25 protein-coding genes, 1 other RNA gene and 3 other annotated features are annotated in these 24,355 nt (G+C 36.7%); of the genes, 23 read left to right on the forward strand and 3 right to left on the reverse strand.

The genetic code is table 11. The annotated features are described in order from the left end of the window. The 21 genes from R6U02_RS09325 to R6U02_RS09425 all read left to right on the forward strand — a co-directional run. A partial coding sequence (locus R6U02_RS09325) for a septation ring formation regulator EzrA (protein ID WP_410263340.1) occupies positions 1-277 on the forward strand: 277 nt, incomplete at its 5' end. Between the two features lie 160 nt (positions 278-437). Further along, positions 438-1,574: a cysteine desulfurase family protein gene (locus R6U02_RS09330; protein ID WP_410263341.1), complete on the forward strand. Its 1,137-nt coding sequence runs from the start codon at positions 438-440 to the stop codon at positions 1,572-1,574. A 12-nt stretch (positions 1,575-1,586) separates the two neighbouring features. Then, positions 1,587-2,804 carry a tRNA uracil 4-sulfurtransferase ThiI gene (thiI, locus tag R6U02_RS09335; RefSeq protein ID WP_410263342.1) on the forward strand — a complete coding sequence of 406 codons (1,218 nt, stop codon included), beginning with the start codon at positions 1,587-1,589 and terminating at the stop codon, positions 2,802-2,804. Between the two features lie 69 nt (positions 2,805-2,873). Beyond that, entirely contained in the window at positions 2,874-3,377 is a 504-nt protein-coding gene (locus R6U02_RS09340; RefSeq protein WP_410263343.1) for a peroxiredoxin, read from the forward strand. Positions 3,378-3,404: 27 nt separating this feature from the next. After that, positions 3,405-3,625 (forward strand) — a binding site (T-box leader). Between the two features lie 45 nt (positions 3,626-3,670). Further along, positions 3,671-6,319 carry a valine--tRNA ligase gene (locus R6U02_RS09345; RefSeq protein ID WP_410263344.1) on the forward strand — a complete coding sequence of 883 codons (2,649 nt, stop codon included), beginning with the start codon at positions 3,671-3,673 and terminating at the stop codon, positions 6,317-6,319. Positions 6,320-6,321: 2 nt separating this feature from the next. Beyond that, entirely contained in the window at positions 6,322-6,978 is a 657-nt protein-coding gene (locus R6U02_RS09350; protein ID WP_410263345.1) for an HAD family hydrolase, read from the forward strand. A gap of 63 nt (positions 6,979-7,041) precedes the next feature. Further along, on the forward strand, positions 7,042-7,725 hold the full coding sequence (radC, locus tag R6U02_RS09355) for a RadC family protein (protein WP_410263346.1): 684 nt from the start codon (positions 7,042-7,044) through the stop codon (positions 7,723-7,725). 208 nt (positions 7,726-7,933) lie between these two features. Next, a complete protein-coding gene (locus tag R6U02_RS09360) occupies positions 7,934-8,134 on the forward strand; it encodes a cold-shock protein (protein WP_410263347.1) in 201 nt (66 codons plus the stop codon). A 218-nt stretch (positions 8,135-8,352) separates the two neighbouring features. Next, positions 8,353-9,363, forward strand: coding sequence for a rod shape-determining protein (locus R6U02_RS09365; RefSeq protein ID WP_410263348.1), 1,011 nt, complete (start codon positions 8,353-8,355; stop codon positions 9,361-9,363). A gap of 161 nt (positions 9,364-9,524) precedes the next feature. Next, positions 9,525-10,379: a rod shape-determining protein MreC gene (gene mreC / locus R6U02_RS09370; protein ID WP_410263349.1), complete on the forward strand. Its 855-nt coding sequence runs from the start codon at positions 9,525-9,527 to the stop codon at positions 10,377-10,379. Then, a complete protein-coding gene (gene mreD / locus R6U02_RS09375; RefSeq protein WP_410263350.1) occupies positions 10,379-10,942 on the forward strand; it encodes a rod shape-determining protein MreD in 564 nt (187 codons plus the stop codon). The genes mreC and mreD overlap by 1 nt, the downstream gene beginning before the upstream one ends. 18 nt (positions 10,943-10,960) lie before the next feature. Beyond that, positions 10,961-11,647: a septum site-determining protein MinC gene (locus tag R6U02_RS09380; protein WP_410263351.1), complete on the forward strand. Its 687-nt coding sequence runs from the start codon at positions 10,961-10,963 to the stop codon at positions 11,645-11,647. After that, positions 11,640-12,434, forward strand: coding sequence for a septum site-determining protein MinD (gene minD / locus R6U02_RS09385; RefSeq protein WP_410263352.1), 795 nt, complete (start codon positions 11,640-11,642; stop codon positions 12,432-12,434). The genes R6U02_RS09380 and minD overlap by 8 nt, the downstream gene beginning before the upstream one ends. 23 nt (positions 12,435-12,457) lie before the next feature. After that, positions 12,458-12,696: a binding site (T-box leader), on the forward strand. A 108-nt stretch (positions 12,697-12,804) separates the two neighbouring features. Then, positions 12,805-13,587 carry an amino acid ABC transporter substrate-binding protein gene (locus R6U02_RS09390; protein WP_410263353.1) on the forward strand — a complete coding sequence of 261 codons (783 nt, stop codon included), beginning with the start codon at positions 12,805-12,807 and terminating at the stop codon, positions 13,585-13,587. Positions 13,588-13,611: 24 nt separating this feature from the next. After that, positions 13,612-14,241, forward strand: coding sequence for an amino acid ABC transporter permease (locus R6U02_RS09395; protein WP_410263354.1), 630 nt, complete (start codon positions 13,612-13,614; stop codon positions 14,239-14,241). A 13-nt stretch (positions 14,242-14,254) separates the two neighbouring features. Continuing rightward, a complete protein-coding gene (locus R6U02_RS09400; RefSeq protein WP_410263355.1) occupies positions 14,255-14,899 on the forward strand; it encodes an amino acid ABC transporter ATP-binding protein in 645 nt (214 codons plus the stop codon). A 98-nt stretch (positions 14,900-14,997) separates the two neighbouring features. Continuing rightward, positions 14,998-15,072: a sequence feature (ribosomal protein L21 leader region), on the forward strand. Positions 15,073-15,120: 48 nt separating this feature from the next. Beyond that, a complete protein-coding gene (gene rplU / locus R6U02_RS09405; RefSeq protein WP_410263356.1) occupies positions 15,121-15,432 on the forward strand; it encodes a 50S ribosomal protein L21 in 312 nt (103 codons plus the stop codon). 22 nt (positions 15,433-15,454) lie between these two features. Then, positions 15,455-15,796 (forward strand): ribosomal-processing cysteine protease Prp, encoded by a 342-nt coding sequence (locus R6U02_RS09410; protein WP_410263357.1) that lies wholly within the window; start codon positions 15,455-15,457, stop codon positions 15,794-15,796. Between the two features lie 16 nt (positions 15,797-15,812). Further along, the gene (rpmA, locus tag R6U02_RS09415; RefSeq protein WP_410263358.1) at positions 15,813-16,097 is read left to right on the forward strand and encodes a 50S ribosomal protein L27; all 285 of its coding nucleotides are present in this window, start codon (positions 15,813-15,815) and stop codon (positions 16,095-16,097) included. Between the two features lie 221 nt (positions 16,098-16,318). Further along, complete coding sequence (locus R6U02_RS09420; RefSeq protein ID WP_410263359.1) at positions 16,319-17,326, forward strand: class I SAM-dependent methyltransferase; 1,008 nt, start codon at positions 16,319-16,321, stop codon at positions 17,324-17,326. 22 nt (positions 17,327-17,348) lie between these two features. Beyond that, a complete protein-coding gene (locus tag R6U02_RS09425; RefSeq protein WP_410263360.1) occupies positions 17,349-18,539 on the forward strand; it encodes an acetate/propionate family kinase in 1,191 nt (396 codons plus the stop codon). Positions 18,540-18,596: 57 nt separating this feature from the next. Here the strand turns inward: R6U02_RS09425 and R6U02_RS09430 are convergent, their stop codons facing one another. From R6U02_RS09430 to R6U02_RS09440, 3 genes are all read right to left on the reverse strand, one after another. After that, positions 18,597-19,061, reverse strand: coding sequence for a universal stress protein (locus tag R6U02_RS09430; RefSeq protein ID WP_410263361.1), 465 nt, complete (start codon positions 19,059-19,061; stop codon positions 18,597-18,599). A gap of 117 nt (positions 19,062-19,178) precedes the next feature. Beyond that, positions 19,179-19,366: non-coding RNA, 6S RNA (gene ssrS, locus R6U02_RS09435), on the reverse strand. 60 nt (positions 19,367-19,426) lie between these two features. Beyond that, positions 19,427-20,692, reverse strand: coding sequence for a replication-associated recombination protein A (locus R6U02_RS09440; protein ID WP_410263362.1), 1,266 nt, complete (start codon positions 20,690-20,692; stop codon positions 19,427-19,429). A 190-nt stretch (positions 20,693-20,882) separates the two neighbouring features. Between R6U02_RS09440 and gshAB the strand changes: the two genes are divergently transcribed. Together gshAB and R6U02_RS09450 are read left to right on the forward strand one after the other, a co-directional pair. Then, the gene (gene gshAB / locus R6U02_RS09445; protein WP_410263363.1) at positions 20,883-23,150 is read left to right on the forward strand and encodes a bifunctional glutamate--cysteine ligase GshA/glutathione synthetase GshB; all 2,268 of its coding nucleotides are present in this window, start codon (positions 20,883-20,885) and stop codon (positions 23,148-23,150) included. A gap of 19 nt (positions 23,151-23,169) precedes the next feature. After that, complete coding sequence (locus R6U02_RS09450; RefSeq protein ID WP_410263364.1) at positions 23,170-24,327, forward strand: cysteine desulfurase family protein; 1,158 nt, start codon at positions 23,170-23,172, stop codon at positions 24,325-24,327. The last annotated feature ends 28 nt before the right edge of the window (positions 24,328-24,355 follow it).

A 24,355-nucleotide genomic window follows, 5' to 3' on the forward strand; every position in this document is an offset into this window, starting at 1 on the left:
TACGTTGTGTGATGAGGACATCGAGCATTTAGCGGATGAAACAGAAAAAATAGTGGATAGCGCGCTACTCACTGAATTAACTAGTCAACGCTTATACCGGTATAAAGAGGAATATCCGGGTGTGATTGAAACGATCAAGTACAGCGAAGCTTTATTTTTAGATGAATATGACTATGAAACATCACTGAAAATGGTTAGAGAAAAATTGGAATCAATAGAAACAGGAGCATTTGAAGAGGTTAAATCAATTTACAATAAAGAAAAAAACTACGCATAAATTATACGTATAGACTCTTAGACCGGATGAATGGGTATCGGCTAAGAGTCTTTTTCGAGAATTCTAGTAGAATGAAAATGCCACTAATGACTTGAGGCCTGGGGATATTTATAATAATAGATGAAGTTTGATTAAAACAAGTATTAAGAAGAGGTGCCAGATGATTTATTTTGATAATTCTGCTACGACTAAAACAGATTCGACGGTACTGAGTACTTATCAATCAGTCAGCGAAAACTATTTTGCTAATCCGTCGAGCTTGCATCAGTTAGGTGAGCAATCTCAGCAGCTCTTAACTCGGTCCAGAAAGCAAATTGCTCAGATCATGAATGTAAGTGAAGGTGAAATATACTTCACCAGTGGCGGTACTGAAGGAGATAACTTGGCTATAAAAGGCACTGCTATTGAAAAAATGAATCGTGGCCGTCATGTTATCACGGCATCGACGGAGCATCCTGCTGTAATCAAAAGCTTGGAGCAACTTGAAATGTTAGGGTGGGACGTTACTTACCTCCCGGTTGATAAAGAAGGCAAAATAAATATTGATGAACTGGAAAATGCCATCAAAAAAGAGACGGTTCTGGTCTCTCTAATGGCAGTGAATAGTGAAACAGGCAGTCTACAACCTTTAAAAGAAGTGGGAGAGCTACTCGAACAGTATCCGTCCATTCATTTCCACGTGGATGCAGTGCAAGCTATTGGTAAAATAGATTTGGATTTGAATAATTCAAGAATTGATATGGCCGTTTTTTCAGGTCACAAGTTTCATGCGCCTAAAGGGACAGGGTTTATTTACGTGAAAGCAGGTAGGAAAATTGCTTCTTTGATGAGCGGAGGTGGACAAGAGGATACCCTGAGAAGCGGTACTGAGAACGTACCAGGAAGTGTTGCTCTAGCCAAAGCAGTAAGATTACTGATGGAAAAAAAGACGGAAAATATAAAAAAATTAATTGATATAAAAAATCTGATTATAGATTATCTGTCCGCACTTGAAAAAGTTACCGTCTTCACACCGACAGAAAGTGCTCCTCATATCATTTGTTTTGGAATAAAGAATATTCGAGGAGAAGTAGTGGTTCATGCTCTAGAAAGAAAAGATATTTATATATCAACAACCAGTGCTTGTTCAAGTAAAAAAAAAGATAAGCTTCATTCTGTCGCAGAGATGGGTTACACAAAAAACGAAGCAGAATCGGCTGTGCGCATAAGTTTGAGTCATCATAATACTGAACAAGAGGTAGATATCTTTAAGAGAGCATTCGACGAGGTACATTTACGATTACAATTAATAGAATAAAGGGGCAATAATTTGGAAATCACAGAATTAATGATCAGATATGGAGAATTATCCACTAAAGGTAAAAACAAAAAGTTCTTTATCAAGAAATTAAATAAACATATAAGAAGTAAATTGGTAGGCTATGATGATTTGAGAATCACCTTTAATCGTGACCGTATGCATGTCAAATTAAATGGTGAAGATGCTGAGTCAGTCATTGAAAAGTTGCAGGATGTATTCGGCATTCAATCATTTTCACCGGTTATAAGAGTTGAAAAATCTGTCGACGCAGCCAGGGATGCGGTCATAGAATTGATGGGAAAACATTACAGTGCAGGAATGTCTTTCAAAATCAATACGCGACGAGCCGATCATTCGTTTGAATTTGATACCCATGAAATTAATCGTATGCTCGGTTCAGCAGTAGAAGAAGCTTTCGATGATATCCACGTTCAAATGAAAGATCCTACTGTATCTGTAAGGATTGAAGTGAGAGAACGTGGAATCTATATTTCGGTCGATACGCTGCACGGCTTAGGCGGTCTGCCAGTCGGTTCGTCTGGCAAGGGTATGCTGATGCTGTCAGGGGGCATAGACTCTCCTGTAGCCGGTTATTTGGCTCTGAGACGAGGGATGGAGATTGAAGCTGTTCACTTCCATAGTCCTCCGTATACTAGCCCGCAAGCGTTGAAAAAAGCAAAAGACCTAACAGCCAAGCTAGCTCGTTTTGCTGGAGAGATCACATTTATCGAGGTCCCTTTTACAGAAATTCAGGAGCAGATAAAAAAAGTGATACCAGAAGAATATTCTATGACAATCACAAGAAGAATGATGTTCAGGTTAACCGATGAAATCAGAAGAAAACGTAATGGGTTAGCTATTGTCAATGGTGAATCGCTCGGGCAGGTGGCTTCACAGACGCTCGAAAGTATGCTGGCGATCAATGCAGTGACAAACACACCTATACTACGTCCCTTAATTACTACGGACAAGAACGATATTATAGATATCGCTAAGCAAATTGACACATTTGAATTAGCTATTCAGCCTTTTGAAGATTGTTGCACTATTTTTGCTTCAAACATTCCAAAGACAAAACCGAAATTGAAAAAAATTCAAGATTTTGAGAACATGTTGAACGTTCCAGCGTTAATGAACAATGCTTTGAACGGGATAAGGATAGAACAAATCAACACAGAAACGGATGAAAACAAGAAATCAGAAGAAACATTTGCTGGATTGTTATGATGTTTTATTTGCATATTCTCTTTCGAAACAGTTACACTGTATGTATAATATAGGAAAGAAGGGGAATTTATGGACGTAACATTAAAAGGTGAAAAATTTCAAACGAACGGACCAATTCCAGAATTGGGAGAATATGCTCCTTCCTTTAACCTTAAGAATCTAAAGAACGAGGATGTAAAGCTTTCAGATTTTGAAGGAGAAGTCGTGATCTTGAGTACTTTTCCTGATATAGAAACAAGTACATGTGCACGACAAACAGACACTTTTAACGAAAAAGCAAAAAAATTAAGTAATACGACCGTTCTGTCCGTTTCAACAAATACCGTTGAGCAACAATCAGCATGGGGTCAGTCAAAAGAAGTCGAAACCGTATTGTTACACGATAGCGAACGAACTTTTGCAAAAACATACGGCTTATATATTGAAAGATTAGATAAAATAGCGCGTGCTGTATTTGTTTTAAACAGACATGGACAAATTGTTCACAGAGAAATTGTAAAAGAAATGTCAGGCGATCCACACTTTGAAGAAGCTTTATCCGCTGCAAGACATGAAGAGGCAGAATTAAATTAAACAATTAAAAAATTAAATAATTAAATAGAATAAGCAATAATCATGAGTAGTATTGATTATGATAATCTCAGAGAATGGGTGTCTGCTGGAAATCCCTGATTAGTCTGATTAAGAAGTAGCATGAAAGCTGATATAGTGAAGAAAAGTAGCTATACCCGGTCTAACAGGCCGTTATTTCTGTTATTAAGAGATCATTATTTATTTATGTAGTGATAATTTAGGTGGTACCGCGAGCATTCGTCCTATAGTTTTAGGATGAGTGCTTTTTTTATGAAAAAAAGGAGTGAAATCAAATGGAAAAAGCAAAAGATATGTCAAAAAAATATGAGCCTTTAAAAGTAGAAGAAGGAAGATACGAGAAGTGGGTGAAAGAGAATTTATTTAAACCAAATGGAACAGGAATTGAACCCTATTCTGTAGTTATTCCACCACCTAATGTTACGGGGAAATTGCATTTAGGTCATGCTTGGGATACGACATTACAAGACATCATCATTCGTCAAAAAAGAATGCAGGGCCATGACACATTATGGTTACCTGGCATGGATCATGCAGGAATCGCTACCCAAGCTAAGGTTGAAGAAAAACTAGCGCAGGAATCTATCTCGAAATATGACTTAGGTAGAGAGAAATTCATAGAAAAAGTTTGGGAATGGAAAGAGGAATACGCTGGTAACATAAGGACCCAATGGTCAAAAGTAGGGATCTCGGTTGACTATTCTAGAGAACGATTTACTCTAGATGAAGGACTCAATGATGCGGTAAATAAAGTGTTTGTTGATCTGTATAATAAAGGTCTGATTTATCGTGGCGAATATATTATTAATTGGGATCCTAAAGCTCAAACTGCGCTCTCTGATATCGAAGTGGATCACAAAGATGTGAACGGCGCATTTTACCATATCCAATATCCAATCATTGGTAGTGAGGATACGGTAGAAATTGCCACAACTCGTCCAGAGACAATGCTTGGAGATACAGCAGTTGCCGTCCATCCTGATGATGAAAGATACCAGCATTTAATCGGTAAAAAAGTTTTATTACCTATCCTAAACCGTGAATTAACGGTTATTGCGGATGATTATGTAGATGCAGAGTTCGGTACGGGTGTGGTTAAAATTACTCCGGCACATGATCCCAATGATTTTGCAATTGGTAAACGTCATGATTTAGAGCAAGTGAATGTCATGAATACTGATGGCTCGATGAATGAACTAGCTGGAAAATACGAAGGTATGGATCGATTTGAAGCTAGAAAAGCTTTAGTTCAAGATTTAAAAGATCAAGGCTATCTTATAAAAGTTGAAGAGATGACTCACAGTGTCGGGCATTCAGAACGCACTGGCGTTATCGTCGAACCGAGATTATCAACACAATGGTTTGTTAAAATGCAGCCCCTAGCTGAACGTGCACTAGAAAACCAGTTAACTGAGGATAAAGTGGAGTTTGTACCTGAACGATTCGAAAAAACGTTTAAAAACTGGATGGAAAATGTTCATGATTGGGTGATTTCCAGACAACTTTGGTGGGGGCACCGTATCCCCGCTTGGTACCATAAAGAAACTGGGGAAATATATGTAGGAAAATCAGCTCCTAAAGACAGTGAAAACTGGGAGCAGGACAACGATGTGCTTGACACATGGTTCAGCTCAGCTCTCTGGCCTTTCTCAACTATGGGCTGGCCTAATGAAGATGAAGAGGACTTCAAAAAATATTTCCCGACAAGTACTTTGGTAACTGGATATGACATTATATTCTTCTGGGTCAGTCGCATGATTTTCCAAAGTTTAGAATTCACCGGGAAAGCGCCATTTAAAAATGTATTGATCCATGGTCTTATTCGTGATGAACAAGGCAGAAAAATGAGTAAATCATTGGGCAATGGTATCGATCCAATGGAAGTGATCGATCAATATGGTGCGGACGCTTTAAGATGGTTCTTATCTAATGGTTCGGCTCCTGGGCAGGATGTCCGTTTCAGCTATGAAAAAATGGATGCTTCCTGGAATTTCATCAACAAAATATGGAATGCCAGCCGTTACGTTATTATGAATTTAGAGGATTTCTCATACGCTGATAGAGATATGTCAGGAGAAAAATCCATTGCAGACAAATGGATCTTAGCACGACTGAATGAAACAATTAAGCAAGTCACTGAATTGTTTGAAAAATTCGAATTTGGTGAAGCTGGGAGAAGACTATACACATTTATATGGGATGACTACTGTGACTGGTACATTGAAATGAGCAAAGAGCTGCTCATTCAAGGAACAGACGAACAAAAAATCACCACGAAGTCTGTCTTGCTTCACGTACTCGATCAAACATTGCGCTTACTTCATCCTATCATGCCTTTTGTCACAGAAGAAATATGGGAACATATTCCTCATGAAGGCCAATCACTTGTAGTGGCTGAATATCCTGTAACTTCAAGTGAATTCGAAGATGATGAAGCAATTATCAACATGGAGATGCTCACCGAATTGATTCGTTCTGTTCGTTCTATAAGGTTGGAGGCTAATCGGTCTCTATCTAAAAAGATCGACATATTGATAAAAACAAAAAGCGAGAAAGAAAAAGCTTTCTTACTGGAAAACCAGTCATTTATCGAACGATTCTGTAATCCTAATGAGTTGATCATTGATACTGAAGTTGAAGTTCCAGGCGAAGTAAAATCAGCAGTCATTTCTGGAGCAGAGGTCTATCTTCCTCTGGCTGGTTTAGTTGATATTGAAGAAGAAATAGAGCGTCTAGAACAGGAAAAAATGAAGTGGCAAAAAGAAATGGATAGAGTAGAGCAAAAACTGGCAAATGAAAAATTTGTTCAGAATGCGCCCGATAAGATTGTGAATGCTGAAAAAGAAAAAGGGAAAGACTACAAAGAAAAATATGATGCAATAACGAACCAAATCGTAAAATTAAAACAAGTAAAAGAGGGGTAAATATGAACTCTGTTGTAATATTTGATATGGATGGCTTGATGTTTGATACCGAACCTATTCACTATAAGGCTAATCAAAAAACCGCAGATGCTTTAAATATACCTTTCGATTATTCTTTTTATGAGAAATTTATCGGCGTGAGCGAATCTGATTTTTTTGAAGCGATGTATAAGCAGTTTCCAGAAAAAAAAGTAGATCAGTTTATTATCGATAATAAAATAAATGTGGAAGATCTTTTATTTACTGAGCTACCTCAGTTAAAAATAGGACTGATAGAGTTGCTTACCTATTTGAAAGAGGAAGGGTACAAAACGGTTGTAGCCTCAAGTTCAGAAAGGGAAATAGTGGACAGATTATTACAACTGACCAATTTACACACCTATTTTGATGATTTTATAGGAGGGGATGAGGTGGCTAAATCTAAACCACATCCTGAAATATTCCAAAAAGCAGCTCAATTAGTTGGGGATGAAAAGTCAGAAATATTAGTTCTGGAAGACTCTTTAAATGGTATAAGAGCGGCCTGTTCAGCTGGATACAAAGTCATCATGGTCCCCGACTTGATTCGCCCGACCGCAGAGGCAATAACTAAAACATTAGACATTTGTGAGAATTTGGAAGAAGTTCTAATGAAAATAAAAAGTGAGAAAATAATTTAATGGATAGTATCTATAGAGGAGAAGATTAAAATCTTCTCTTCTTTTTATTTAGGAGGAAAATTTATGCTTAATCAAAAATTTATCGATGTTCCAGAACAGTCACGGCCTAGAGAGAGAATGGCAGAATATGGACCTTCCGCCTTAGCTAATCATGAATTACTCGCGATTTTATTAAGGACAGGGACCAAAGATTACAACGTGTTACAGCTGAGCATGCAAGTTTTCTCATGCTTTGATGATCTATATATGTTTAAAAATGCATCACTTGAAGAATTACTAGCTATTCCAGGAATAGGGAAAGCCAAAGCGGTTGAATTACTTGCTTCGATCGAACTGGGTAAACGAATGGCGAAATCAACTGTCCTAAAAGAGGGCGCCATTACTTCAAGTCAATTTGTGGGGAAATTATTATTGGAAGAACTCAGTGGTCTCCAACAAGAATTGGTTGTTGGATTGTTTTTAAATACTAAGAACGAAATAATAAAAAAAGAGACAATATTTAAAGGAGGTTTAAACTCGAGTGTCGCTCACCCTAGAGAAATATTTAAAGCCGCTATCAAATATTCCTCTGCAAGAATTATTATTGCTCACAACCATCCCTCGGGAAATCCTGAACCGTCAGAAGCGGATCTAGCATTCACGAAAAGAATGAGCGAAGCTGGGAAAATCGTGGGCATTGAACTTCTGGATCACTTTATCATAGGAGAAGATCGCTATGTCAGTCTAAAAGAATATGGAGCCTTGTAATGATCTTTGAGTGATTATATAGAATAACAGTTAATTAATTTGTACGAATAAGCAGTATTTACTTGCATTATTGTGTTTTGCATGGTAATATGAATTTAGCATTTTGTTAGGGAAAGAAAAAAGTAATGTGTAATAACATTCCGATTCGTACCTTTAGCAATAATGTGAAATAATTTGTGCATTTAAGGCACGAGGAGGAAACAGTAATATGGAAAATGGTACAGTAAAATGGTTTAACGCAGAAAAAGGATTTGGATTTATCGAGCGCGAAGGTGCAGAAGATGTATTTGTACATTTCTCAGCTATTAACGAAGAAGGATTCAAATCATTAGAAGAAGGTCAAGCAGTTACTTTCGATATCGAAGAAGGCGCACGCGGACCTCAAGCAGCAAACGTAGAAAAAGCGTAATACTAAACTATTATAATTTTTTTAACCGAGTAGGATTTATATCCTACTCGGTTTTTTAGTGCGTCAAAATAGGATAACATCACGTTTCAAATATTAAATTTGGAATAAAGTCTAAGTTAGCTAGTGCATAATCACTTTGAAAAGGGTACAATAGTATATTGTAATGCTAAATTAAAAATATAATTGATATGTTAGAGTTTTGAAAGGGGATTTTTTTAGTGTTTTGGTTCAGAAAAAAAGGGGTCGGTATTGATTTAGGTACCGCTAATACAAAAGTATATATTGAAGGTAAGGGTATTGTTCTAGGCGAACCTTCAGTGGTAGCAAAAGATAAAACAAATAATGAAGTTGTATCAGTTGGTGAAGATGCTCAAAAAATGATTGGTCGTACACCTGGAAGTATTGTTGCGTTACGTCCGATGAAAGATGGCGTTATTGCTGATTTTGATACGACAGCTGCGATGATAGAATATTTTATCACCAAGGCAGTGGGAAAACGCGGATCTAAACCTGAAGTAATCGTATGTGTTCCTGGTGGCGGTACTGAGGTTGAAAAGAGAGCGATTATCGATGCGGCAAAAATGGCCGGTGCAAGAGATGCTTATTTAATAGAGGAACCATTTGCAGCCGCAATTGGGGCAGGCTTACCTGTTAACGAACCGACTGGTAGTATGGTGGTCGATATTGGTGGAGGAACCACTGATGTTGCTACAATATCTTTAGGAGGAATTGTAAGCAGTCGTACGATTAAAATGGCTGGTGATCAAATGGATCAATCGATTATTCATTTCATCAGAAATAAATATAATTTACTCATAGGAGAAAGAACAGCTGAAGCAGTGAAGATGGAATTAGGTAGTGCTTCTATTGAGGCAGCCAAAGATATGGGTTCTATGGACATCAGAGGAAGAGATTTGTTAACTGGATTACCCAAAACAATCTCAATTCCAGCGATTGACGTAGCTGAAGCTATCAAAGAAGTTATAGAAGGTATCCTCGTTGCTGTTAAAGGAACATTGGAAGATACATCCCCAGAAATTTCAGCCGACGTTATTGATCGAGGTATCGTCTTAACGGGCGGGGGAGCAATGTTAAAACATCTTAGCGATGTGATTGCTGAAGAAACAGACGTCCCTGTTTTTGTTGCAAGCAATCCTTTGGACTGTGTAGCAATAGGAACCGGCGAAGCATTAAATCACTTAGATATTTACAGAAAACAATCTAGGTAAATATATCAAACTAGCGGGAAGACGTTCTTCCCGCTAGTTTAATGAATGAGCACTTATCACTAACTCATTATTAGTATAATCCACTCATTTTTATCTGCCTCTACGAACAGTCGATAATCTATGGTAAAATAAGCAAAGTTAAATTATATGAGGTGTCATAATTGAACCAATTTTTCACAAATAAAAAATTAATCGTATTACTTGTTAGTGTCATTTTATTTGTTTCACTTATTTCATTTTCGACGAGAAACGCTGGGAATATACCCTTTGTTCAGCAAGCAACCAATGATATAACTGCAGTACTAGGTAGGGTGTATTCAAAACCTGCCAATGCCGTCATCAATGTGTTTGCTTCAATTGATGATTTACAAAATACGTATGAAGAAAATCAAAGATTAAAAATTGAAATAGATCGTATCTATGAACGTCAAGCTGAGTTAAACACGCTTAAAGACGAGAATGAGCGATTAGAAGAAGAACTTGATTTAAAACAATCATTAACAGATTATCGGACTATCTCCGGTACCGTTATCTCCAGAAATCCAGACAATTGGGTTGACCAGATTGTTGTTGACCGCGGAAGTCAAGATGGCGTAGAAATAGGTATGCCAGTGATGTCTGGGAATGGATTGATAGGTAGAATTTCCGAAACAAATCCAACGAGTTCAAAAGTTGTTTTGTTAACAAATATTGAACAAACATCCAATCAAGTTTCCTCAGAAGTCGTAATGGAAGACGATACAGTGTATGGAATAATAAGCAATTTTAATAATGAAACTAATCGCTTATTAATGTCTCAAATAACTTCGACTGTGGATATTGAAGAAGGCGAATTAGTGACCACTTCCGGATTGGGGGGATCGATTCCCAGAGGTTTAGTCATTGGCGAAGTGAATGAAGTATCCATGGATTCCCACGGTCTTGCTCAACAAGTGTACGTGACTCCATCAGCAGATTTTAATAATATTCGCTTTGTTACAATTATTCACCGTACAGCTGAGAGTGGTGAAGAGTAATGCCTAATTGGAAGAAAATTATTATCCCCATTTTCTTATTGTTTTTTACATTACTGATCGACGGGGGCATAACCTATTTATTTCGTGATCAATTAAATTCTTCTATAGGCTTGATGATCCCACGATTAGTTATTATCACCCTAATCATGTTGGCTTTTTACTTGGACCCAAAGCAACTATTTATTCTTTCATTCACTTTTGGATTTATATACGATAGTTACTATAGCGGAGTTTTAGGTGTGTACATTGCAGCTTTTGTTTTAATCACTTATCTGGTCATTCAAATCCGTCAAATCATCAACCCTCATTTCTATGCTATACTGTTGGTCAATATAGTAATCTTAACGGTCATGGAAGTGTTCGTTTTTGGGGTATATAGAGGCATCGGATTGTCTGATTTGACACTTCAATTTTTTTTAGTTGATCGTTTACGAGGAACTTTATTGTTTAATACAGTGGTATTTTTAATTATTGGTTATCCGCTTAAAGAATGGATGAAAGTATTAGTTAATACAGATGAAAATAAAACGGGTAAAAATAAAAAGAGTACATCAATTAGATAAAAACTAGAGGTGAACAAAATGAAGAGTGCTGTATCATTAAAGGGTACAAAAGAAGGTTATCAACTTATTATACAATCTTCAGCTTCTATGCAAGACGTGTATAAAGATCTTAAAACATTAACAGTACAGTTAAAAAAAGATTCTCATGCTGGAAGAGAAATTGAATTTCATGTAAAAACTGGGCAGCGGGAGTTAACTGATGATGAAAAAAATGAGATAATCGATATTATTGAAGATGACTACTTTAAAATCTCTACATTTGAATCAGATGTCATGTCGCTGGCTAAATTTATGAAGTGGCATAATCAGACAAGTCCGTCACTAGAAGTCAGAACAGTTAGAAGTGGTCAGATTGTTGAATCTGAGGGCGATATGTTACTGATTGGGGTTGTACATCCCGGGGGGACAGTACGTGCCACAGGGAGCATTTTTATTATCGGTGAGTTAAAAGGAATAGCTCATGCAGGCATTAATGGAAAAGAAAGTGCAGTTGTGGTAGCTAATTTCCGTTACAATGCTCAAGTGCGCATTGGAGATAACGTTCACGTCATTGAAAAAAAAGATCAGACTAACGATGAAAACTCTGATACAGTTGAATTTGTATATGTTAATGATTTACATATCATTGAAGTCTCGCCCCTAGAAAATTTAAAAGCCATTCGTCCGGAAATGGGTAAACATGCAGGAGGTATTTATAATGGGTAAAGCTATAGTTATTACATCAGGTAAGGGTGGAGTAGGAAAAACGACATCCACCGCAAATATTGGGACAGCTTTAGCCCTTCAAGGTAAAAAAGTTTGTTTAGTAGATATGGATATAGGATTAAGAAATTTAGACGTTATTCTCGGTCTGGAAAATCGAATCATCTATGATATTATCGACATAGTAGAAGGAAGAGCAAAATTACATCAAGCACTCATAAAAGATAAAAGATTTAACGATCAGCTATTCTTGCTTCCAGCCGCGCAACATGCAGATAAAAATGCCATAAACGAGAATCAGATGATCGAATTAATGGATGAACTGAGAAGCGATTTTGATTATATCTTAATCGATTGTCCTGCCGGGATCGAACAAGGATTTAAAAATTCCATAGCGGCAGCTGACGAAGCGATCTTGGTAACTACACCAGAAATATCGGCTATCAGAGATGCAGACAGAATTATCGGATTAATTGAACAGACTTCGATCCAGTCGCCGCAATTAGTTATCAATCGTATCCGAAAAGGTATGATGGAGGCAGGAGACGTAATGGACATTGAAGAAATCACACGTCATCTATCTATCAAGCTTTTAGGTATTGTCTTCGAAGATGATGAAGTTGTGCGTTCATCTAATAAAGGGAATCCGGTCGTCTTAGACCCGGATCATCCGTCTTCGCAGGGATATAGAAACATTGCGAGAAGAATATTGGGAGATACCGTACCTTTAATGACCATAAAAGAAGAAAAAGTAAGTATTTGGAAAAAAATATTTGGATTTAAAAAATAATTGTGCTATGATAAAAAAATAATAAATGGGCTATGATGAGAAAAAGTAAGAGAATATCTTTTACAGAGAGGTTACGTTAGGTGAGAGTAACTAAAAGATTACTTTGAAAACACATCTCTAAGCTTTAAGCTGAAACTTTAGTAAGCTTGATCGGATGCACCCGTTATCGTGCCAGCGTTTAGCAGTTTTGAACGTGTTGAGGTGACAATTTTACATATTGTTACGAATAAAGGTGGGACCACGATATTTAATCGTCCTTTAATTCTCTTTTACAGAGGATTAAAGGGCGTTTTTTTTTATGTAAGGACTGCAGACTTACGTAAAATAGACGGAAGAATGAAAATGATGAAATTTATAGGAGGAAAAACTAATGAATAAATCAAAAGGGCTATTAATGGGGTTACTCGTATCAGGAATCGTATTGACTGGATGTCAAACAAATGAGGCAGAGAGCGGAGTGGAAGATAACACCTACGTCATTGGATTGGATGATACATTTGCTCCAATGGGATTCAGAGATGATGACGGTGAACTAATTGGTTTTGACATAGATTTAGCTGAAGCCGTAGCAGAAGATTTAGACCGGTCCATAACATTTCAACCAATCGATTGGGCAATGAAAGAAACCGAATTAAATGCCGGAAACATCGATATGATATGGAACGGCTACACCATAACAGATGAACGCGCAGAACAAGTTGATTTTGGAACACCTTATTTAGAAAATAGTCAGTTGATTATTACCTTAGAAGAAAATGACATAGAGACAAAATCAGATTTAGCAAACAAAAAAATAGCAGCGCAGCAATCTTCTAGTGCAGTAAGTGCTATTGAAAGTGATCCGTCAAATATTATTACTCAGTTTAACAACGGAGAAGTTATTCAATTCCCATCAAATAACGATGTATTCAATGATCTGATTTCTGGTCGCAGCGAGGCAATTGTCGTAGATGAAACTTTAGGCCGTTTTTATATGGCTCAAAACCAGTCACCTAATTATAAAATTTTAGAGGATGATTTTGGGAAAGAAGAATACGCTATTGGATTTAGGCAGGGAGACGATGAGTTGAGAGAAGAAGTTAACGCATCGTTGGAAAGGCTTATGGAAAATGGGACGTATGATGATATTTACCAAACATGGTTCAGTAAGTAAGATTAAATAGTAGGAGTGAGATTTATGTTGTGGTCAGCCTTGCCTTCTATTATTGAAGGCTTAGAATTAACCTTGAAGTTGTTTGGTTTAGTATTGGTGCTTTCCCTTCCGCTAGGCTTAGGTATAGCGGCGCTCAAAGTATACGGACCTAAATTCTTACAGGGAATCATCACGCTTTATATTTATGTTATGCGAGGGACGCCACTGTTGCTTCAGTTAATGTTTGTGTTTTTTGGCTTACCATATATTGGAATAACACTCGACCGGTTTCCATCTGCTGTCTTTGCTTTTGTATTAAATTATGCAGCCTATTTTGCGGAAATATTCAGAGGGGGAATGATCGGTGTCCCCAGTGGTCAATTTGAAGCTTTGAAAGTTTTAGGAATCAATCATTTTAAAGGATACGCTAAAGTCATTTTTCCGCAAGTTTTAAAAACGACTCTTCCAAGCGTAGGAAACGAAGTTCTCGCTTTAGTCAAAGATACATCACTTGTTTATATCCTTGGTTTAGGAGAGGTTTTACGAGCAGGTCAAATTGCGGCTAACAGATATGCTTCCCTTATTCCGTTCATATTTGTTGGTGTACTGTACCTCGTCATCACAGGAATCATTTCATACATGTTGAATAGAATCGAGAAGAATTACCAAATGTAGAGGAGCTTGACTGATGCTTGAAATCAATAATTTGAGTAAAAAAATGAATGGTATCGATCTTATAAAAGACTTTTCTCTCACGGTGAACAAAAGAGAAATCGTCTCTGTCGTAGGAGAATCTGGCTCAGGGAAAACAACCTTTATTCGTCTGTTGAATCAGTTAGATATACCAGATGAAGGACAAATTAGATTAGATGGCGTAACTTTGTTTTCTACTCAAGAAGCCTACAAAAATGCCAATAAAAAAATCGGACTAGTTTTCCAAGATTTTCAGCTTTTTCCTAATTTAACTGTCAAAGAAAATTGTACGCTTAGCCCGATACTCAATAAGGAATTAAGCAAAGAAGATGCAGATAAGAAAGCTGGAGAGTTATTAGTTAAATTATCTCTTTCGGATAAACAGAATGTTTATCCAAAAGCATTGTCTGGGGGGCAACAGCAGCGTGTGGCCATTGCTCGTGCTTTAATGTTGGAACCACAAATTTTATGTTTGGATGAACCTACTTCTGCACTGGATCAAGATACGGCTAATCGTTTTGGAGAATTGTTGATGTCGATAATCAAAAATGATGTTGGAGTTATTATGATTACACATGATTTAGGTTTTGCTGAAAAATTTAGCGATCGGACCATTTCTTCTGCCAGATTTTTAAGATAAACCTGTTGATGACCGAACAGCAAATTTCTCGCTGTAAAACTATTGATTGACTCTAAATGTTTAATTTGGTAAGATAACAATGTTGTAAATGTGTAGCACCACAACTACAACCGCTCGTATATAAGTTTAAAAGCAGACTTCTGCTACTTACAACGGCGAGTCTAAGTGCTTAAGAATAAAACTAAACATTTTATTCATTAATTAAAGGAGGTGCAACAAACATGTACGCAATTATCAAAACAGGTGGAAAACAGTTAAAAGTAGAAGAAGGTCAAGAAATCTTCGTAGAAAAATTAGACGGAGAAGCTGGCGATTCTGTAATTTTCGACGAAGTTTTGTTTGTTGGAGGAGACAATAGTGTCGTAGGTAGTCCCTTCATCAAAGGTGCTTCTGTAGAAGGTACGATTGAAAAACAAGGTCGTATGAAAAAAGTGACAACGTTTAAATACCGTCGTCGTAAAGATTCTCATACAAAAAAAGGCCATCGCCAACCTTATACAAAAGTTTCTATCACATCAATTAAATCTAACTAATATTTGAGAAAGTGAGACTGAAATGATAGACATTCAATTTCGCCGTGAAGGTTCTAAAATAATGTCCGTAGAAATGTCTGGACATGCTGAAGCTGGCCCATACGGTAATGATATTGTTTGTGCTGCTGTTTCAGCTTTAAGTATTGGTACAGTAAATAGTCTATCAGAAATTGCTGAAATACCTGTTGATGTGATTTCTGCAAATGATTCTGGTGGATATTTAAAATTTACTTTACCTACTGATTTAACTCAAAAACAAATGGAAACTGGTCAAATACTCATGAAAAGTCTTTATTTGTCTTTAAAAAGTACAGAAGAAGAATATAATGAGTATCTTAGAATTAATTCCCTTGATGGGAAATAATGGAGGTGCATTGAATATGTTGAAAATGAATTTACAATTGTTCGCTCATAAAAAAGGTGGCGGTTCAACAACTAACGGCCGTGACTCACAATCAAAACGTTTAGGAGCTAAACGCGCTGATGGACAAGTTGTCTCTGGAGGATCTATTTTATTCCGTCAAAGAGGAACTAAAATCTATCCAGGTGAAAACGTAGGTCGAGGCGGAGACGATACTTTATTTGCTAAAATCGATGGTATTGTTCGCTTTGAACGTAAAGGGAAAAACAATAAGCAAGTTTCTGTTTATCCTGTAGCTAACTAATCTAGATATTAACTGGAATCATAAATCTTTTTAGATTTTGATTCCTTTTTTTTCTATCTAAAAATCTGAAACGCTGTCATGATGCAGGATTAAAACTTTACATTAAAATCTTAAATCTTGAACATGCTTAGTGAATAAGTTAAGATGATAGAAGTATGCGTGTTTCACTTTCATACTATATAAAAAATTGAGATATAGCTTTAAATGAAAGGATTGTTGTATTGGATACCACTAAAGTAGAAGATTTTTATACTGTTTTATTAGAATCGACAAAACTTATCAAAAATGACTTAGATTCTACCTTTATAGAAGCTTTTATTGAAACAGGTGAAAACATCATTGATAATGGAAAAATTCATATTGAGAATAACCTGCCTAGACCAGAAACTAGAAAAAAGTTGAAAAAAATGTATGATTCTTTATCCATTGATGATTTGACACTGGAAGAAAAGAAAAAAGCCATACAGATGATGTTAATTAATACAGTGAAAGAAGAGCGATTACAAGTTAATCATCAACCGACTCCTGATGGTATTGGTGTTATACTGTCTTATTTCATAGAATTATTTTATGAAAAAGATGAGGCGCTGCATCTGGCAGATTTATCAGTCGGAAGTGGGAATTTATTATATACTCTTTTTACGACGCTGTTTTCAAGCAATCCAAAAATCAGATTGACCGGTGTGGATAATGATGATTTACTTATATCATTAGCATCTACTATTTCCGCATTATTAAATATTCCGATTCATTTAATGCATCAAGATGCCTTGCAACCTCTTTTATTGGATCCAGTAGACTTAATGGTCTCAGATCTTCCAATAGGCTATTATCCTAAGGATGTAGAGAGTGATGCATTTCAAACTGGATTTGAAGAAGGGTATTCTTATAGTCACTATTTACTTATTGAACAAGGGCTTAATTATTTGAAAGAGAATGGGTATGCTTTTTATTTGTTGCCAACAAATGTGTTTGAATCAGAAGAGGTGAAAAGTTTACTGCAGTATGTTCATTCTGTGGGCCATGTCCAAGCCATTATCCATATGCCACATGAATGGTTCAGTTCAACCCAATCAAGAAAATCCCTATTTATCGTGCAGAAAAAGGGTGATAAAAGTAAACAAGTTTCTGAAGTTTTGGTATCAACTGTACCTAGTCTCAACGATCAGAATGCATTCAAGGAATTTATTCTAGATATAAAAAAATGGAAAAAAGAGCAACAAATATAAATGAAAAAAGGGAGCGACTGATATGTCAAAAACGATTGCAATTAACGCTGGAAGTTCAAGTTTGAAATGGAAATTATTTAAAATGCCAGAAGAAGAAGAGTTAGCATCTGGGATTGTTGAACGCATTGGTTTAAACGATTCTATTTTTTCAATTAAATATAATGATGGTGAAAAGTACAAGCAAATTGTCGATATCGCTGATCATGAAATTGCTGTCGAAATGTTATTGAAACAATTAATAGAATTAAATATTATTGGAGACTTCAACGAAATCAAAGGTGTAGGACATCGTGTTGTTGCCGGTGGAGAAATTTTTAAAGATTCAGCAGTAGTAACTGATGAAGTCATTGAACAAATTGAAAGCTTATCTGAATTTGCACCGTTGCACAATCCGGCAAATGCAACAGGAATCAAAGTGTTCAGAAAAATCTTGCCAGACATTACAAGTGTCGCAGTATTTGACACGTCTTTCCATCAAACAATGCCTAAAGTAAACTATTTATATAGTATTCCTTTAGAATATTATGAAAAACATAATGCTCGTAAATATGGCGCACATGGAACAAGTCACAAATATGTTGCTCAAAAAGCGGCGGAGATGTTAGAAAAACCAATTGAAGATTTAAAAATCATTACGTGCCATTTAGGTAATGGCGCTTCCATTACAGCCGTAGATGGTGGTAAATCTGTAGATACTTCAATGGGATTCACTCCATTAGCAGGTTTAACTATGGGGACTAGATCAGGGGATATCGATGCTTCATTGCTTCCATTTTTAATGGAAAAAGAAGGTATTGAGTCCATTAACGATATGATCTATATTTTAAATAATGAATCTGGATTAAAAGGGATTTCTGGTATTTCAAGTGATATGAGAGATTTAGAAGATGTAGAAGATACAAATGAACGAGCAGAATTAGCTTTACGCATATTCGAAGATAGAGTTAAAAAGTACATCGGTTCATATGCAGCAACCATGAATGGCGTTGATGCTATCGTCTTTACAGCAGGTATCGGTGAAAATGGCGTAGAAACACGTGAGAATGTTATCAACGGTATTTCTTTCCTTGATGTTCATATCGATGAGGAAAAAAATAATGTCAGAGGCAAACAAAGAATCATTTCAACAGATGATTCAAAAGTTAAAGTGTTACTGATCCCTACAGATGAAGAAGTTATGATTGCTCGTGATGTACAAAAATTCAGTAATTAATTACTGAAAAAAAGGCTTGTCTTTTCCGAATTAACGGAGAAGACAAGCCTTTTTATTTTACTCTTCAATATATTTATTATCCAAATCAGTACGAACGATTAAGACGTCGCATTTAGCTTGACGTATAACGTATTCAGAAACAGAACCAACGAATATACGTTCAACTGCATTTAAACCAGTGGCACCAAGCATGATTAAATCAACATTTTCAGCTTCTGGTATTTGTTTTGCAATCATTACTTTTGGTGATCCATATTCTAAGACAGTCCTGACTTGTGACAGTCCTTCTTTCTTGGCATACGCTTTATAATCATTAAGTGTACCTTTAGCTTCTTCACGAGCGTTATCAGCGATCGAACCATCAAACGTACTGAATGATTGATAGGCTCTAGTGTCAATGACATGTGTGAGAACAAGAACAGCATCATTTCTTTTGGCTACTTCAACTGCTTTTTTGAAAGCTTTCTCTGCTTGAGCAGAACCATCGATAGCTATTAAAATCGTTTTATACTCTTGTAACATGTTACGCACAACCCTTCTTTTATTCTTACTTATATTATACTAAAGTTTAGAATAATTACCTAATAAAAGGAAAACAGAGCCAAGACATATGTCTTGGCTCTGTTTTAAACTAAGTATAAGAAATCCGATGGTGCCGGTTGAACGCCATATTAGGTTGAACCCGCTATAAGCAGGTGGGCTTCACCAGAAAAATATTTGACTTCCAAATGATAAGGCATGTCAGCAATTTCTCCTTTAGAATCCCAATGTTTTAATAAAATGTTCGGTCAACACTGTTGTAGGCATCGCGTACACCTCAGAATTCTTATCTTTATATTAGCACAGAGTGGCTATTTAGTCAATGAGGAGTGCTCATTAGAGAACAATTATTTGTTCTTGAATTTTGCTAGTTGATTGCTTAAAGCATTCTCAAATTTGGATGTCATAATTGGATTATAATACTGTTTGTTTTTGATGATATCTGGTAAATATTGCTGTTTTATCCAATGATTTTCATAGTCGTGAGGGTACTTGTACCCGATTCCACTGCCTAGTTTTTCTGCACCTAGATAGTGTGCATCTTTTAAATGGCTTGGAACATCTCCCGCCAGCCCGTTTCTGACGTCGCTTAAAGCTGCGTCTATTGCCACTATAGCACTATTAGACTTAGGAGATAAGCACATTTCAATAACTGCATTAGAAAGAGGTATACGAGCTTCTGGGAACCCTATCTTTTCTGCTGCTTCTACGGCCGTCACGACACGGGCAACTCCTGCCGGATTAGCTAGGCCGATATCTTCATAGGCCGTCACTATGAGCCGTCTAATGATTACCTTTAGTTCTCCAGCTTCTATCAGGCGAGCCAAGTAATGAAGAGCGGCGTGGACATCACTGCCTCGGATTGACTTTTGGAAGGCAGAAATAGCATTATAATGGCCATCTCCATCCTTATCGTGGCTTAAAGACTTTCTTTGTAAACATTCTTCGGCAACGTCTGAAGATATAACGATGATTCCATCTTTATCGGGTTCTGTTGATTTAGCAGCTAATTCTAAGGCGTTCAGAGCGCTCCTCAAATCGCCTTGCGTTGAACGAGCAAAATAATTCAAAACTTTTTCATCAATATTAATAGGGTATTGTGCTAAACCGTTTTCTTCATCTAATAAAGCTCTATTTAATGCGGATGAAATTTGAGACTCATTTAAGGGTTTCAACTCAAATATTTGTGCCCGACTTCTAATGGCGGGATGAATGGAAATGTAAGGATTCTCCGTGGTTGCCCCTATCAATACAATTCGTCCATTCTCGAGATGGGGGAGTAAAAAGTCCTGTTTGGGCTTATCTAAACGATGTACCTCATCAAGCAGCAGGACGACAGTACCGCTCATTTTTGCTTCTTCTACAACAATTTCCAAATCTTTTTTCTTGTCCGTTGCGGCGTTCAACATACGAAAAGCATATTGCGTGGATCCAGCTATGGCACTGGCTATACTGGTTTTTCCTATACCGGGAGGACCGTATAAAATCATCGAAGAGAGCTGTTTGGCCTTCACCATTCTCCGTATGATTTTGCCTTCTCCCACTAGATGGGATTGTCCGACAATATTTTCAATCGTTTTTGGACGCATGCGGTAGGCTAATGGTTTGTTCAATTCGATTCTCCTTTGGAAAATTATGATCATATTATTATTCTTTTTAATTATATCATTCTTTTGGATACAATAAAATAAACATGAACAACTGTTTGCTATAATCTTGTGTCCATTTTTCTAGGTTCACTGCTAACTTTGTGATAAGATAGAATTTGATATTAATAGGAATTTATAAATGAGGAAGTATAGAATGAATTTAAAACAAATCATACAAGAAAATAAACTTGAACCATATTTTATAAAAGGATCGTTTGGTATTGAAAAAGAGGGGCTCAGAGTGGATAAAGAAGGGTATTTAGCTTTAACTGATCATCCCTCTCTTTTTGGTAATCGTAACCATCATCCTTATATTCAAACAGATTTCAGCGAATCCCAACTTGAATTAGTGACTCCGCCTCAAGACACGCTAGAGCAGCAGTATCAATGGTTAAAGGCGTTACACGATGTAGTTAATCGTACACTACCAGAAGATGAGTTTGTCTGGCCGTTCAGTATGCCTAATGTTTTGCCCAAAGAAGAAGACATCCCGCTTATTAAAGTGGAGGATTCAAGCGAAATTAAATACCGTGAAAATCTAGCCGAGAAATATGGAAAGAAAAAACAAATGATAAGCGGTGTACATTTCAATTTCTCGTTTGACCCAGTACTTTTAGAAAAACTGAGTGAACATCTCCAGGAATATAGTGAATTGGATGAATGGTGCAACGACCTATATCTTAAAATGTCTCGGAATTATCTAAGATATCAGTGGATATTGACTTATTTATTTGGTGCGTCACCGGTGAGTCACCCATCTTTACTAGACAGTGAATCGATCGGAATGGTTAGAAGCATTAGAAACAGCACATATGGCTATCATAATACCTTTACAGACAATGTTTCTTACGAGTCTATAGGTAGATATATCGATGACATTGAACGATTGGTAAAAAATAATACATTATACGAAGAAAGAGAATATTATGGTTCGTCCAGGCTTAGAGGGAAAGGTAAATACGTGTGTCAATTGATCAATAACGGAGCACGGTATGTCGAGTTCAGATCGTTCGACGTAAATCCTTTTGATCCTTTAGGTTTCTCGTATGAACAATCTCTTTTCGTTCATATTTATTTATTAACGATGGTATGGATGGACGAGGATAATTCAGATGAAGACATTAAACTAGGTATTGAAATGAATGCACAGACTTCTCTTGAGAAGCCTTTCGAAACATCACGTTATCATGAAGAGGGTCTTTCGCTTTTAATTATGATGAAAAAAACTTGTAGTGAATTGAATTTGCCCGATGAATACGCTGATGCCATTGATGAAGCGATACATATACTCCATCATCCGGAAGAAACGTTAGCTGCTAAAATAGTGACGAGACTAAAAGAAAAGTCATCTTTTATCGATTTAGGTATCGAAATAGGACTGGACTACAAACAGAATTCACTTGAAAAACCGTTTCTTTTAAATGGTTTCGAAACGATGGAGATGAGTTCACAATTACTGTTGTATGATGCTTTGCAAATGGGGATAAAAACGACAGTATTAGATGCGAACGACCAGTTTTTAGCTTTCAATTACAATGGCAAAAAAGAGTATGTGAGAAATGGCAATATGACATCGAAAGATACGTATATTTCTCACTGGATCATGGCTAATAAAACAGTGACTAAAAAAGTGTTGAGAGAAAATGATTTCTCAGTGCCCGCTGGTGAAGAGTTTTCTTCATTTACAGAAGCAAAAAACCATTATGAATTGGCAGCCAAACAATCAATTGTGGTCAAACCTAAATCTACGAACTATGGAATCGGGATATCTATTTTCAAACAATTGCCTTCAAAAAGAGCCTACGAAGATGCTCTGACTATTGCATTCAAAGAGGATGACGGCATCTTAGTAGAAGAGTATATCGAAGGAACCGAATATCGCTTTTTTGTTCTTGACGAAAAAGTTGAAGCAGTCTTACTTCGTGAACCTGCTAATATAACAGGTGACGGTAAACATACCATTAGAGAATTGATTGCATTAAAGAACAAACATCCTTATCGAGGCGAGAACCATCGCGCACCTCTTGAGAAAATCAAGACTGGTGAAATAGAAGCATTGATGCTTAACGAACAAGATTATACGTTTGACAGCATTATAGAAAACAATAAGAAAGTGTATCTCCGCGAAAATTCAAATATCTCCACGGGAGGCGATTCCATTGATGTCACCGATGATATTCATGAAAGTTATAAGCGGATCGCCGAAGAAATAGCTAAAGCATTGAATGTGAAAGTTACAGGTTTAGATTTGATTATACCCGATATCACTTTGGCAAGTACTAAGGAAAATCAGGGATACACAGTTATTGAAGCTAATTTTAATCCTGCAATGAATATGCATGCTTTTGTGCAAAAAGGTAAGGGAAGACGTCTATCAAAGAAAGTATTGGAAATGTTATATCCCGATATTGAACTTTCATAGTTTAGAAAGGACCTTTTTTATGACTGAGACTATATATTTAGATCATGCAGCAACCACACCTATGCATCCAAAAGTTATTGATGAAATGACAGATGCAATGAAAAACCATTACGGAAATGCTTCGAGCATCCATCAAATTGGTCGAGAAAGCAAAGGCATACTTGAAGAAGCTCGACGAACTTTCGCTAGAAGTATCCAAGCGAGACCCCACGAAATCATTATGACGAGTGGAGGAACCGAAAGTGATAATATGGCCATAATCAAAACAGCTGAAAAATTTAAAAATCATGGCAAACATATCATCACGACAGCAGTTGAGCACCCTGCTGTATTGGAACCCATGGAACACTTGGAAAGTGAAGGGTTTGACGTTACGTTCCTACCGGTCAACGAACATGGCGAAGTAACGCTTGAACAAGTCAAAGAAGCTATACGTGAAGACACGATCCTTATTTCTATTATGTATGGTAATAATGAAATAGGAAGCCTGATGCCGATAAACGCCATCGGAAATTATTTAAGAGAATCAGACACTAAAATCATCTTTCACACGGACGCTGTCCAGGCATACGGGACCGAAGATATAGATGTGAAACGAGATAATATTGACTTGCTCTCTGTTTCAGCTCATAAAATCAACGGACCCAAGGGAATCGGTTTTATATATATAAATCAAGCTATCGTGATCCCTCGTTTAATCATGGGTGGAGAACAGGAAAATAATAAAAGAGCCGGTACGGAAAATATCCCAGCCATTGTCGGATTTAAAAAAGCCGTAGAGCTAAGAAGTGAGAACAAAGAAAAATTAAGAGATTCATACGGTCATCTTAAAGCATTATTTTTAGAAGAATTAAAGGCTGCGGGGATCGATTTTAAAGTGAACGGGTCAATTGTGGATAGTTTACCTCACATACTCAGCGTTCATATAAAAGGTGTTTCCGCAGAAAAACTACTCATTCATTTGGATTTAGCAAAAATCGCCGTGTCAATAGGTTCGGCCTGCTCGGCGGGTAATATTGAGCCAAGTCATGTGTTAATTGCATTATATGATGAGAAACATCCAGCAGTCGAAGAAACTATACGGGTAAGTTTTGGTCAAGATGTAACGGAAGAAATGATCAGAAAAACTGTAGATAAAATAAAATCTGCCTGTACGTTCCTGAAGAAAAATAGATAAGAAAATATATATGAGAGAGGACGAGGAA

It is taken from the genome of Alkalibacterium sp. (assembly GCF_046484155.1).
Classification (GTDB): Bacteria; Bacillota; Bacilli; order Lactobacillales; family Carnobacteriaceae_A; genus Alkalibacterium.

Excerpts from the sequence above, each read along its gene's own strand:
- R6U02_RS09345 (WP_410263344.1), top strand. The coding sequence starts at position 3,671 with ATGGAAAAAGCAAAAGATATGTCAAAAAAATATGAGCCTTTAAAAGTA.
- gshAB (WP_410263363.1), top strand. The coding sequence starts at position 20,883 with ATGAATTTAAAACAAATCATACAAGAAAATAAACTTGAACCATATTTT.
- R6U02_RS09350 (WP_410263345.1), top strand. The coding sequence starts at position 6,322 with ATGAACTCTGTTGTAATATTTGATATGGATGGCTTGATGTTTGATACC.
- R6U02_RS09430 (WP_410263361.1), bottom strand. The coding sequence starts at position 19,061 with ATGTTACAAGAGTATAAAACGATTTTAATAGCTATCGATGGTTCTGCT.
- radC (WP_410263346.1), top strand. The coding sequence starts at position 7,042 with ATGCTTAATCAAAAATTTATCGATGTTCCAGAACAGTCACGGCCTAGA.
- rpmA (WP_410263358.1), top strand. The coding sequence starts at position 15,813 with ATGTTGAAAATGAATTTACAATTGTTCGCTCATAAAAAAGGTGGCGGT.
- minD (WP_410263352.1), top strand. The coding sequence starts at position 11,640 with ATGGGTAAAGCTATAGTTATTACATCAGGTAAGGGTGGAGTAGGAAAA.
- R6U02_RS09330 (WP_410263341.1), top strand. The coding sequence starts at position 438 with ATGATTTATTTTGATAATTCTGCTACGACTAAAACAGATTCGACGGTA.
- R6U02_RS09390 (WP_410263353.1), top strand. The coding sequence starts at position 12,805 with ATGAATAAATCAAAAGGGCTATTAATGGGGTTACTCGTATCAGGAATC.
- R6U02_RS09450 (WP_410263364.1), top strand. The coding sequence starts at position 23,170 with ATGACTGAGACTATATATTTAGATCATGCAGCAACCACACCTATGCAT.
- R6U02_RS09425 (WP_410263360.1), top strand. The coding sequence starts at position 17,349 with ATGTCAAAAACGATTGCAATTAACGCTGGAAGTTCAAGTTTGAAATGG.
- R6U02_RS09380 (WP_410263351.1), top strand. The coding sequence starts at position 10,961 with ATGAAGAGTGCTGTATCATTAAAGGGTACAAAAGAAGGTTATCAACTT.
- R6U02_RS09360 (WP_410263347.1), top strand. The coding sequence starts at position 7,934 with ATGGAAAATGGTACAGTAAAATGGTTTAACGCAGAAAAAGGATTTGGA.
- rplU (WP_410263356.1), top strand. The coding sequence starts at position 15,121 with ATGTACGCAATTATCAAAACAGGTGGAAAACAGTTAAAAGTAGAAGAA.
- mreD (WP_410263350.1), top strand. The coding sequence starts at position 10,379 with ATGCCTAATTGGAAGAAAATTATTATCCCCATTTTCTTATTGTTTTTT.
- R6U02_RS09410 (WP_410263357.1), top strand. The coding sequence starts at position 15,455 with ATGATAGACATTCAATTTCGCCGTGAAGGTTCTAAAATAATGTCCGTA.
- R6U02_RS09400 (WP_410263355.1), top strand. The coding sequence starts at position 14,255 with ATGCTTGAAATCAATAATTTGAGTAAAAAAATGAATGGTATCGATCTT.
- R6U02_RS09340 (WP_410263343.1), top strand. The coding sequence starts at position 2,874 with ATGGACGTAACATTAAAAGGTGAAAAATTTCAAACGAACGGACCAATT.
- R6U02_RS09395 (WP_410263354.1), top strand. The coding sequence starts at position 13,612 with ATGTTGTGGTCAGCCTTGCCTTCTATTATTGAAGGCTTAGAATTAACC.